Source organism: Vibrio splendidus 12E03, assembly GCF_000272105.2.
Classification (GTDB): domain Bacteria; phylum Pseudomonadota; class Gammaproteobacteria; order Enterobacterales; family Vibrionaceae; genus Vibrio; species Vibrio splendidus_I.
The window spans coordinates 1-12037 of the sequence record NZ_AJZD02000096.1; the positions used below are offsets into that span (position 1 = coordinate 1).

Annotated in this window: 11 protein-coding genes and 2 pseudogenes; 6 read left to right on the top strand and 7 right to left on the bottom strand. The window is 41.9% G+C overall.

Annotated elements, in window-relative coordinates; translation table 11 throughout:
- Nucleotides 1-320 precede the first annotated feature (320 nt).
- Nucleotides 321-845, bottom strand: coding sequence for a DUF3087 family protein (locus A142_RS08445; RefSeq protein ID WP_019825373.1), 525 nt, complete (start codon nt 843-845; stop codon nt 321-323).
- 257 nt (nt 846-1102) lie between these two features.
- On the opposite strand from A142_RS08445, the gene trmY reads away from it, so the two are divergent.
- The gene (gene trmY / locus A142_RS08450; protein WP_019825375.1) at nt 1103-1702 is read left to right on the top strand and encodes a tRNA (pseudouridine(54)-N(1))-methyltransferase TrmY; all 600 of its coding nucleotides are present in this window, start codon (nt 1103-1105) and stop codon (nt 1700-1702) included.
- A 78-nt stretch (nt 1703-1780) separates the two neighbouring features.
- Here the strand turns inward: trmY and A142_RS08455 are convergent, their stop codons facing one another.
- The 3 genes from A142_RS08455 to A142_RS08465 are packed head-to-tail and all read right to left on the bottom strand — an operon-like array spanning nt 1781 to nt 5479.
- Entirely contained in the window at nt 1781-2854 is a 1074-nt protein-coding gene (locus tag A142_RS08455; protein WP_019825377.1) for an HlyD family secretion protein, read from the bottom strand.
- Nucleotides 2821-4137, bottom strand: a complete 1317-nt coding sequence (locus A142_RS08460) for a glycosyltransferase family 2 protein (RefSeq protein ID WP_029405658.1) — start codon at nt 4135-4137, stop codon at nt 2821-2823. Before A142_RS08460 ends, A142_RS08455 begins: the two co-directional genes overlap by 34 nt.
- Nucleotides 4124-5479, bottom strand: coding sequence for a diguanylate cyclase (locus A142_RS08465; protein ID WP_019825381.1), 1356 nt, complete (start codon nt 5477-5479; stop codon nt 4124-4126). Before A142_RS08465 ends, A142_RS08460 begins: the two co-directional genes overlap by 14 nt.
- A 362-nt stretch (nt 5480-5841) precedes the next feature.
- Here A142_RS08465 and A142_RS25690 point away from each other — a divergent pair.
- Nucleotides 5842-7043 (top strand): annotated as a pseudogene (locus A142_RS25690) (hypothetical protein).
- Nucleotides 7044-7139: 96 nt separating this feature from the next.
- Here A142_RS25690 and A142_RS08475 read toward each other — a convergent pair.
- Nucleotides 7140-8225: a permease gene (locus tag A142_RS08475; RefSeq protein ID WP_029405659.1), complete on the bottom strand. Its 1086-nt coding sequence runs from the start codon at nt 8223-8225 to the stop codon at nt 7140-7142.
- 233 nt (nt 8226-8458) lie between these two features.
- On the opposite strand from A142_RS08475, the gene A142_RS08480 reads away from it, so the two are divergent.
- Both A142_RS08480 and A142_RS24715 read left to right on the top strand, forming a co-directional pair.
- A complete protein-coding gene (locus A142_RS08480; RefSeq protein WP_019825389.1) occupies nt 8459-8755 on the top strand; it encodes an ArsR/SmtB family transcription factor in 297 nt (98 codons plus the stop codon).
- Nucleotides 8739-8837: pseudogene (locus A142_RS24715) on the top strand (RNA polymerase sigma factor SigZ); the annotation flags it as partial. The gene A142_RS08480 and the pseudogene A142_RS24715, both read left to right, overlap by 17 nt.
- Nucleotides 8838-8896: 59 nt before the next feature.
- On the opposite strand, the gene A142_RS08485 reads toward A142_RS24715, so the two are convergent.
- Nucleotides 8897-9511, bottom strand: a complete 615-nt coding sequence (locus A142_RS08485) for a YitT family protein (protein WP_029405660.1) — start codon at nt 9509-9511, stop codon at nt 8897-8899.
- Between the two features lie 460 nt (nt 9512-9971).
- On the bottom strand, nt 9972-10121 hold the full coding sequence (locus A142_RS25630; RefSeq protein ID WP_019825393.1) for a hypothetical protein: 150 nt from the start codon (nt 10119-10121) through the stop codon (nt 9972-9974).
- A gap of 29 nt (nt 10122-10150) precedes the next feature.
- Here A142_RS25630 and A142_RS08490 point away from each other — a divergent pair, with 29 nt between their 5' ends.
- Together A142_RS08490 and A142_RS08495 are read left to right on the top strand one after the other, a co-directional pair.
- Entirely contained in the window at nt 10151-11362 is a 1212-nt protein-coding gene (locus A142_RS08490) for an MFS transporter (RefSeq protein ID WP_019825395.1), read from the top strand.
- A 224-nt stretch (nt 11363-11586) separates the two neighbouring features.
- Nucleotides 11587-12037, top strand: a 451-nt coding sequence (locus tag A142_RS08495; RefSeq protein WP_198928596.1) for a sulfite exporter TauE/SafE family protein, incomplete at its 3' end; no start/stop codon positions are given.

Sequence of the window (12037 nt, forward strand, 5' to 3'; positions counted from 1 at the left end):
ATAGGTTTAAATTGTTAAAGAGCTTTGCTTATCGAAACTTTCTTTTTACAAAGAAACCCTTGAAAGCGGACGTGAATTCTAGCGATTTAATCTTAAGTGTCAAACACTTTTTAAAATTAATTTATTTCGAACTTTCCGTCTTACTGATTACCGCTGAAGCCTTGTGGCGTCTGCCGTGTCAGTGAGGCGGCATTATAGAGATCATCGAAAACATGGCAACCCCTTTTTTGATAAAAATTCAAAAAATTTGCTTAAGCGTCTACTTTTACGTCAAAAGCTTCTTTCACAGGTCAAAGCTCATACAATTACAGGCATATCACTTAATATTTCGCGACTAGATCTTTCGAAAATACCTCTATATCTAGTTCAATGCTCCATTTATCACTCAGTTCTACGATGTTATCTAGCGACTGCTGAACCGTTTTTATCGTTAACGTATTATTGTCTAGGTCGTATACCTGTTTTTGCGTAGTGTAATAGAAGTAAAGAATGGTCAGCGCGTCTCGGTCACCTTGTTCCGCTTTTGGCTGAATGCGCTTGAGCTTACGATAGATTTGATTGTGGATTTGTTTCAGGTTCCAAACATAAAGCGCTTCTTTGAAATACTCATGCCCTTTCACTCGGCTTGCGATAAACGCATTCAAAGCGACAGATAAGATCACCCCAAGTACGTTCAAATGAAAGTTCCCTGTCGATTCACCAGTAATTGAAGTCGCCGAGCCAAACAATTCGATCAGAATGGTGCCGAATACAATGGCAAACAATGCAAGTGACCCAACTAATGACACCAACAACAGGTTCATCTTCTTTCTATATTCTTCTTTATTAATCTTCTGTAACTTCACCGACAACTTCCTTATGTAAGTCACTTTATAATTTTGCGCATACTATCTATGTAAACATTGGTTCGCTTCAACCCTTACCGTCTTGTAATGTGGTCATTCTCTATTTAATACGCAGAGTTCTTCTGGTTGGCGCTATAAGCAACTCTATTTGACTTCATTAATAGAAAAGAGTTACATACCGCCACAATTTTGGTTATTCATAAATTCATGTTGATAAAGTCCGTTTCGCTTTATCACATACTGACAAGGTACATTCCATGCGTTCATTTGTATTACGCGCTCGCGCAGCCCCTACAGAGAGCAAACTTATCTTAGAAGGTGTTGGGCAAGATGCCCATACTGAGATTCTGGCTCATACCCTGATGAACACGATCTTCGTTGCTCAATCTCACCGTGAGAATGTCACCGTGCACCTTGTATTAGAAAGTACTAAAGACTTTTCACGTACGATTACATTTGATTCAAACGAGATCACCAACATTGGCGGCTTCCATGAGTCTGCATTGTTATCAGCGGTAGTAAGAGCGGTTGACGCTTCTCAAGGTATGACAAAAGAACAGGCGCGTCAGGTTGAGCCGGGCATCACTGTTCGTACTATGAGTTTTGAAAAGCTGGTTAAAGAGCTAGCTGAAGACCACCAACTGTACATGATGGATAAGAAAGGCGACTTTATCCGTGACGCAGAGATTGCAGAAAACCCATGTTTCCTTCTAACTGACCATATCCCTATGCCGAAGAAAAGCTACAACAGCTTAAAGCGTTTAGGAACAGAGAAAATCAGTTTAGGTCCGAACATGCTGTTCGCTTCTCAGTGTGTGGTGTTGATCAACAATGAGCTTGATTTAAGAGATTTCTGATTAAACCCAATAGTTGTTGAAATAAAAATGGAGCGATCATCGCTCCATTTTTATTCCTTTGTTCAGTTAGCACCCGCACTAAAAACGGGCTTCAACTGTCATCCCTTCAACCCAATACTCTTTTGGTGGGGCTGTAATAAAGTCCAATACAACTTTCAAATACGCCGGCTGACCTTCAAACGGGCTTACTAACTGGGTTGGTAATTTACTCACAACTTCTACCGAATCAGACACTTCAGCTTCAAAAGAGCTACCGTTAGGAAACTTTACTAACGCATTTGCTCCCTTTACCGCGTCTTCTAAATATTTAGGGTCTAGATAAGCCACGATATGAGGAACTGTATTTTTTGCTATCGTCACAAGCTCATCGCCTTCAAAAACACGCTGCCCTTCGACAACATGTATATCTACGACGCGACCCGCGTAGGGAGACTTTATCGATAACTCCTGCTCTCTTACACGCTTAAGGGCTAAGTCTTTCATCAATGAACGTCTAGCCTGACTAACTGGTCCAGCTAACTCCCGATCCTCTTCAGCTAATTTTGCACTTTGATAATCAAGCTTTTGTTGGTTCAACTGATTGTTCAGCGAGTTACCCATCCCAACAATACTGGCATAATCCACATCCGATACTTGTCCTTTTTTACGATATTCTTCATAACGTTTTTGAATTTGCTGTACTTTACTGAGGTTCCGACGTGTTTCTGCAATACCGTTTAAGTGCAGTGCTTCCATATCGCTTGGTAAATTCACTTTTAACCCTAACAGCTCCGCATGTATAAACTCAATTTGAGCTTCAATTTCCAAATTCGTCAATTGAATTGCAGTCTGTGCTCGTTCCACTTGAGTTCCGTCGTCTATAGGAATCGGCCCAACGATGCCTGCAACCTTAGCAGTCAGAGTAACTGGATAAGATGTAACAATAGCCGGAGCAATCACGAGAAAATTTGTCTTCAAGAAAAAATAAGCCACAAATAAAAGTGGGCTTATTACCAAGCTCAAGATCAAATACCAACGAAAGCGATAGCCCCCTCTTTTTGCTTGTCCATAAGCAACCTTTACACCGTCATCCGATTGAGGTTTGTTTTTTTTATCCAGATGAAATTTTACTTTCATTGCTAAAACCTTTTGCCTTTTTTGAGTACCCACCAAGGAGCCATACTCGATTCTTCGTGGCTTCTTCTAAATAATTCATTAATCATAGAAAACGCAGTAATCAACCGCATAAAAAACTGGTAAAAAGGATATAGGGGTAGCCATTTTGCCATTCTTAGATCCTCTTTCTCTCTTTCAGAAACTAAACCAATGTAAACAGCAAAAAATAGAAGCACTGTAAACAAATACACGCAATAAATTAGAATCATCAATGCAGCAACAAAATCAATTGAGTACACCCAAAATATATAAAACATGAACACTGAAACTAAAATCGGCAGCAATACATTTTGCAATACACCATAAACGAGAGTGAAAATGAAGTTCCCCCACCCCAGTAAACGGGGAGTTAATCCTTCATTGTGTTTCCTTAAAAACAGAAACAATAAATCTCCGTCCCATCTTAGCCTTTGTTGTACCAACCCTTTCAGTGTATCGGGCACATCAGTATGACCGACAGCTCTCGGTGCAAAAGCCAACCTATTATTTGGGTAGCGTTTCTTGTATTGCTTAAGCCTCATAGTTAAATCTAGGTCTTCAGCCGTATGCGTATCCCAACCTCCAACTTGTTTTAATACATTTTTTCTAAATGCGCCAAAGGCTCCAGAAATATTATTCAGCACTCCCCAATTTGAGAGCCCTGTTTTTCCTGCTTGCATAGACAACATATATTCTAGAGACTGCATGCGAGTAAGTAAGTTGTCCTGCCAATTTCTTACACGCAACGCGCCACCCGAAGCAATCACATTCTTGTCTGTAAATTGCTTCATCATTTGCAGTGCCATATCGTTATCAAAAGAAGTATCGCCATCAACATTTATAATAAAGTCGCCGGTAGCATTATCTAAACCAGCATTCAACGTTGATACTCTCCCTCCCCTTTGCCATTTAGGTATAACTCGAACATTTCGATTTTTTACAGATTGATGCCTCAGCTCGCCTCGAATCGCAGCTTGGTAAGTATCTTCATTATGAGCTGCACCATCAACTACCGCTAACACTTCAATCTTTCCGGGATACAGTTGCTCAACTAGTGTATCTATCGTAATTTCAATCGCATCCCCTTCGCCATAACAAGTAATGACGAAAGATATGCTCGGGTATTCTGTTATCTCAATATCACCTTCAGAATAAGACCAACGAAATATCCCTGTTAACACGAGTAAAAAAAGTGGAAGTTCAACAATAACCATCATGGGGAACAACATGAGCCATAGCTCTGTATTTTCCAGTAACATCCCCCAAAAATATTGTTGAAGATTTAGGCTATTCGACAGCATAAATCTCACCGACTTTACTCTCTAGCCAAACCCCTACGTCCTCTTTAACCATGGGGTCAGGAAGGCTCCAAGCAAACACATTCAATGTAAAATCGTCGTCTTCAATAAGTAGACAAAGGGCTTCTATTTTTTCACGCAGAACATTGATATGTTCCATCTTAGCTTTAGGCATGAATACGAAAAGAACATCGCTTTTGTACTGACAACAAATATCTGAATCTCTAAACAAACCGTTAAGGCGCTCAGTAATTTGTTCGATCAAAGCAAACATTTTCGCATCTCCATTCTTAGATACATATTGAGCTAAATCAGGGAGATGTAGCCCTAGGAGAAGGTGCTCTTCTTGATGACGGATAGCGATACGATTTACCCAATCAAGGAGGTTTGAAAAGTACCCGCTGTCTACTTTTCCACGTAGTGTCAGCTCCGGAGCAGATAGCTTCACGCCGTGACGGAATATATACTCCCCCTGCACACCTAATTTTAATGAGTAAATTTTCCTGACAACTAACTGAGATACATCATTTTTGGCGTCACAACTAAAACAAAGAGCCAAAGTCTCAGCTTCAGCAAATGAATGAGAACAAACGTTACATGAATGAGTTTCTAACGGGCGGTCATAATCTACACCGATATGGCGAAGTTGAGTTAAACATTTAGGACATTCCAATTTATGGTTACGTTTAAATTGTCCTTGTTCGGCTACATGACCACAGGTGAAACAATGTAATGAGACACGCTCAGTAATATCAATGTCTTTACATGAAGGGCACACTTCGATGTAATTCAAATGAGCGCTAGCGCAGTCAGAACATACACGAACTCGATTGATCAACTCATCATATTCAAACGTATCACGCTTGGTTTCTGACAAAACAAAACGATATGTAGAACTTAGTTCTGGATAATATAAGTCGACTAAAGGGTAAGAATATATCGATTTCAGACTCAGGGATCGATGAGGGACTAGTCGTCGATGTTGCTCTAACCCTAACCACCCAATTAAAGGGTCTAAAGCGTCCATCGATTCAGAAACACTGTTCAACGTTCTATTATGTTGGAGCAGTTCTTCTTCAATAGTCTCTTGATTTAAAACTCCATCAGATAAACAAGCTGATAATTCGCTAGTTTCAAAGACATAAATCTTCCAAGACCAAAACTTTCTGCAACGATGAAGTTGACTTAATGCATCATCTTGTACACTGGCTTCTGTATTTATAACAGCTACACCACCTAACAACTCTGGTAGTTGGTCAATATCACTTACTTGTTCAATATCAAATCGGTCTTCCGTATCAACGATTGGGGCACCAAGACAGTAAATTTTTAATTTATCTCTCATTCATTAACTCCATAATTTTGACACTTCCACCGTCAAATAAACGTAACATTCTGAATATTAATGAATGCTATTGGATTGATCGACCTTATACAAATACTAGATATCAATGTAAAAACAATCCAATTATTAACTAACGATATAAAATACCGACACCATTACATTAACAATACAAAAACATAAGTATCAGTGATAACTTTAAAGTTATAGATAAACAGTACGCTAGAATTGAATAGTGATATATTTCCCAGGCTAATTACATCAACTTTCGGAACTACGCTTCTCTAACTCATTAAATCTTATAAATTTCTCATATCACATCTATACTGATTCTAATCTCTAATTATTGGTGTTAAAGGCAAAGGATGAGCGTATTAACCGTATTCTTCTGTGGAACAGGATCCAACTCAGAAGATAATAACCATAAGAACTATGTTTCTGGCGAGCTGATATCAACATTGGCGAAGAATACTACTGGGCGAGACATAATTGACTATATCCAGGTAGACGGCGTTGGCAGCTTTAACCAAAACGAATGGTTAAAGCAAGGCAAGGACGATACATACTCTGCTATTAGAGGGACTCTGCAAGGCAAAGGTATCGATAGCAACATGCGCCATGTATTGAACATCATACGCGGTAACCAACAAGACAAGAATGATTACCTCAAACGAGCTAAGGGATTGCTCAGTAAATCCCGCCCAGAGAAATCCGCTTGGCCTTTTGCAACCAACCGCAAATATCAAGATTGGCTCAAAGATTCAAAATAGTTAGCCGCAGATCTAAAACACGGTATTGCCGCTCGTCAACAAAACATAGCGATCGAGCGCCAGATTAAACCGATCAGCCAAGTGAACATTGTTGGATGGAGTCGGGGTGGTGTCAGTTGCTTTGAATTGGCAAACCGTATGCTCAAAGACCCGGAACTTAGCCATATCCCAGTCAACATTTTTGCTTGCGATCCTGTGCCGGGTGAAATGAACGCGTTCAAGGATTACAAGTCACTTGGTAAAAACGTAAAACAGATCGTTTGCGTATTTGCGGAAGACGAACGATCTCTAGCGTTCAAAGCAAGAATGCCCCGCCTATCTCGCTCAACCCAATATTACACCACCTATATGCCAGGTCGACACGGTACCTTAGTTGGTAATGCCAATACTTCTGGCGGAAGCAAAGGTGTAGGGTTGCTCACAGGCCCTGGCCTCGTCACACGAGACTTTATGGAAAAGGTATTAACAGGATGGGGAACCAAGCTTAAAAGCAGCTCAACACTGAACTTTTCTAGACAGCGTATTATTGAGTTGTACGAACAGATGCGTAGCCACGAAGAATACTTCAATAAAATGCACGGCATGACTTACACTGCCAAGAATCGACTGCTTTGGACAAGCAAAGACCGAATCGGGCAGCAGAGAAAGCGTCGCTTTGGTATTCCAATGTATCGTTTTCAATTTCCCGGTATCACCAACAACTATGGCGATGCAATTAATCGTCACCACTGCGATGTGTTGGCAACCAATGCTTTCGCGACTCAGGCACCTCTTCTGCACTGCCAAACCCTGTGTGATATTTCGCTGCTACTTTCCTTTAAAAACAAAAAGAGCTCAACAAGGTGAGCTCTTTTTTATTAGCTATATTTTCGTATCGATGGTGTTATCTAAGATTAACCAAAGATGAAGCTGTATAGGAAGCCTGCCCCCATCGCCATACTTAGTATTACGAATAGGAAAGCCGCAATCATCTGATTTTTGAAGATAGACTTAAGCAAAATCACTTCCGTCAAACTTGCGCCCGCACTACCAATGATCAATGCCATTACTGAACCCAAGGCCATACCTTTTTGCACTAGGGCTGCACTCAGTGGAATCACAGCTTCAGCACGGATGTACAGTGGTATACCAATTACTGCTGCGATTGGAATCGCGTACCACTTGCCTTCACCTGCATATTCAGCAATCAAGTCAGTTGGAATGAAGCCATAGATGAATGAACCAATTGCGATACCCATCATCAAGTAAGGGAAAACTTGTTTGAAGTCTTTCCAAGTCGAGAACCAGATTCTCATCCAGCGGCTAGGCTCCTTCTTCTCAACGACTGTTGCTGTCGCTGTACCATCAGCAGAGCAGCATGATACTTCTACTTTCGGCTCTTCTTTCTTAGTACCACAGCATGCACTTTCTTTTGCCATTACTGGTGCAGGTTCACCACATGCGCTTGTACCACAAGAAGATTCTGCTTTTTTAGGTGCAGAGTCGCCACAGCTAGTACCGCAACTTGAAGATGAACCCGTTGATTCATACGCTTCTGCTTTCACGTAACGCTCAAAACCTAGTTTTTCCAGTGTGTAACCTGCGACTACTGATACCGTCATTGCCACTAAGAAGTAGAACGCTGCAACTTGCCAGCCGAAGGTAATCACAAACAAACCAATGATCACTGGGTTCAATAGCGGGCTACCAAATAGGAACACCATCATTGGACCGAAACCCGCTCTTGCACGCAGCAATCCTTTTAGGAAAGGAATGGTCGAACATGAACAGAAAGGTGTAATTGCACCCAATAGTGCAGCAACCACATAGCCCTTACCATTACGTGAGCTCAGGATAGATTGAATCTTTTCTGGTGTAAGGAACTCTTGAAGAATCCCAACAATGTAACTGATCGCTAAGAAAAGGATAATTAGCTCTACTGCTAAGAAAGCGAACATATCAAGTGCGTCTTTTAGCATTGTTAACATTTCATTGCTCATAATTAACTCCAAACTGGATTGAAGGTCGGGCTCTATGAGAAAAGTAACCAACCCTTAATTTCGAATATTCTCGAATTATAGAAATAAACAGCTCCAGATCAAGCATTATTTCGATAAAAATCGAAATAATTTTCGAAAACACAGTTTTTCAATGACTTAAACAGACACCGTTTTTAAATTTGAATTCGACATACATTTCGACTAACATCGAAATTAAATCTTGAGGAGTTAATATGAACTTAGAAGTCGTAGCAAAAGCACTGAAAGAGCTGGGCCACCCTATTCGCCTAACCATTTATAAGAGTGTCGTTAAAGCTGGCTACCAAGGCATTGCAGTTGGCGGCCTACAAGAAGAGCTAGGCATTCCCGGTTCTACCTTGTCTCACCACATATCAAGCTTGGCGTCTGCAGGCCTAATCAGCCAAAGACGTGAAGGCAGAACTCTCTTTTGTGTCGCAGAATATGAATGCCTAGAAGGGGTTATTGGTTTCTTACAAGACGAGTGTTGCGTAAATGAACAGTGCAACTAATGCACCTTTGAAGCTAGAACAAGTCTGGGCCAAGTACCAGCAAGCATTAAAGTCATTCCTGCATTCAAAGGTCAAAGCCAGCAATTGATGCTGGCTTTGTTGTTTTCATAATCTGCGAATCGAGTGCTTGATCGAACCGAACTATGCTGCTTCTGCTTTAACCACAGGTTGATAGCGCCCCGGTTTATGATTCATTGCTAGAATCAAGTTTGTGACTATCGCACTAAGCACAGACAGAAGAACCAATGACACATCAACAATGAACAGAGAAAGCACAACAATCGTGCAGTCTAATGCCATCTGAACCTTACCCGCTCGAATCCCAAAACGTTCTTGTAAGAACAACGCCAGAATGTTGAAGCCGCCTAAGCTCATCTTATGTCGGAAAATCACCAGCATGCCGGTACCAATCAAGCCACCGCCAAGTAAAGCTGCATACAATGCATGAATTTCGGCAATTTGAATCACGTGATACAAGTGATCCACGGCGAACGAAACAATCGAAACAGCGATAAACGTATTGATGGTGAAGCGCCAGCCCATACGAGCAACCGACAAAATATAGAAAGGTAAGTTAAGTGCGAAGAATACTTGGCCAAAGCTTAGGTCTGTTACTTTGGTAATGAAGATCGCTAGACCAGCCGTGCCTCCGGTGAGCAAACCGACTTGGTTGAAAAAGATAACGCCGAGTGAAACCAGTGCGCTACCTAAGATCAGTGCCAGTAAGTTTTCGCGAAGGTTATGATCTTTATCCATGTGAATGACTCTCCCTGAATCTTTTAACATCGTGTTTCAGTAGTCTTGAAACGATTTATGACCAAATTTACGATGTTTGACAGATAAGTCGAGTGAACGAGCAATGTTGCTTAGTGATTAGTTTGTATATTAGTTTTTACAGCTTTGTGAAAACTTAAATTAAACAGCTAGTTATAAACCTTAATTTAGGCTTTCATTCTTAATTAGATAGTTGTTTGTATTAACCAACGAGCTTCAAGTTTTCTTATTTATTGAACACGTTTTGTCCCAATTCCAATCAAGCGATAATCTATGCATAAAACGCATAGACTACATCACAAATGGTCATTTGATACATAACCTACTCATCACTATGATGCGCGACTTCTTACAACATTGAGCGCATGTCAACACCGTATGTTTTCACAATCTCTTTTTGCCCAACTGGCCAGAATGACGCTATTTCTCGTCATTAGTTTGGTTATTGTGCATCACAGTCAACCATTGATTGACCTCTTGGCTCAGCATGCCGTGAGCAGTGGCTGCCACCAGCAGTCAGCGCATGAGCATTCTGGGCACGAACATCACCATGAGATGACTGACCAACACATGTCAGCGCAAGACCACTCACATCACCACCATTAATTTAAGAGTATTAGAATGAGCATTTTCCGTTTTCCTTTACTGGTATGGCTAGGGATAGGCACACTTATTATCAGTCTAGGGATCAGACAATCATTCGGCATTTTCATGATGCCAATTTCAGAGCATTTCGGTACAGGTCGCGAGTTTTTCAGCTTTGCGATTGCGCTACAAAACCTATTGTTCGGCGTGTTCCAACCTTTTGTTGGTATGGCTGCTGACAAATGGGGAGCAAGACGCATCATTATCGCGGGTGCATGTGCTTACGGTTTGGGTTTGCTTCTTACCTCAATTTCTACCGAATCGAGCATGCTTTACGTTTCATTGGGTGCACTCGTTGGCCTTGGCTTAAGTGCGACAAGTTATGTGATCGTGCTTGGTGCAGTGGCGAAAGTTGTACCGGCAGAGCACGCAGCTAAGGCGTTTGGCTTAACCACAGCTGCAGGTTCATTTGGTATGTTCGCGGTAATTCCGGGCGCACAATACATGCTGAACGAGTTTGATTGGCAAAGTGCGATGCAAGTGTTTGGCGCACTGTGTTGTTTGATGATCTCTTTTGCGCTGTTCATGCGAGCGCCTAAAGCAGCCTCAAACAATCAAGCGCAAGCTGAAGAGAATCAAACACTGAAAGAAGCGCTGTCTGAAGCGTTTGCTCACAAAGGTTACTGGTTGATTCACGCGGGCTTCTTCGTGTGCGGTTTCCACGTAATGTTTATCGCAACGCACTTACCGAGCTACTTAGCAGACAAAGACCTACCAGCGAGTAGCGCTGCGATGGCACTGGCTTACGTTGGCATCTTCAACATCTTCGGTTCTTACTTCTGGGGCGTAATGGGTGACAAATTCAGCAAACGCCACGTTATGTCTGCACTGTACTTAGTGCGTACTGTGGTTATCGGTGCGTTTGTGACTCTGCCTGTGACTGAGTCAACTGCGGCTATCTTCGGTGCGGCCATTGGATTCTGTTGGTTGGGTACAGTACCGCTAACGTCTGGCTTAGTCCGTCAGATCTTCGGTGCCCGTTACCTATCAACGTTGTACGGTTTGGTGTTCTTTACTCACCAAGTGGGTAGCTTCTTAGGCGCTTGGGTGGGTGGTCGTATTTACGATTACTACGGTTCTTACGAGCCAATCTGGTGGTCAACGGTGGTGCTGGCATTTGCAGCAGCACTTATCCATTTACCAATCAATGACAAGCCCATTGAGCGACTGAAATTGGCAATGGCTTAACGTTTTATGCTGACTCCCCCACTAGCGTAAACAACAAGTCGTTCCAATAAAGCGAGTGAGTATTGAAAGGAAGCATCCTGAGATACTCACTCGCTTTTTTGTTGGTCGTTATAATAGAAATTATAACTAGCGAAACTGGCATAAACCTCACTGAATAATAAGACTATTCTTGTGGTTTTCATTTATAGTATCCACCCGCTCCTTTAAAACTAATCCGCAGGCTTATGGAATACATAGATCAGACTATCCTTATTGCAATGGCACTCATTTTTGTCGGCTCGTTTGTGCAAACCGCAATCGGCTTTGGTTTGGCCATTGTTGCAGCCCCACTGCTGTTTTTGGTCTCTCCAGATTATGTACCCGCGCCTATCTGTTTAATCGGTCTGTTTATCTCGTTATTCAACGCTTTTAAACATCGAGCAAATATCTCTATTGGCGGATTAAAAATCGCATTGCTGGGCCGCATTCCAGGCTCACTAGCAGGCGGAGCTTTGTTGGTGATGGTTTCAACGAGCGTATTATCACTATGGTTGGGCTTATTGGTGGTATTTGCCGTGATTGTTAGCCTACTGCCCTTTAGACTCGAACCAACCCCAACTAAGATGTGTATTGCGGGGTTCTTTTCTGGGTTCTTTGGCACCAGTTCGGGTATTGGTGGTCCGCCGATGGCACTGC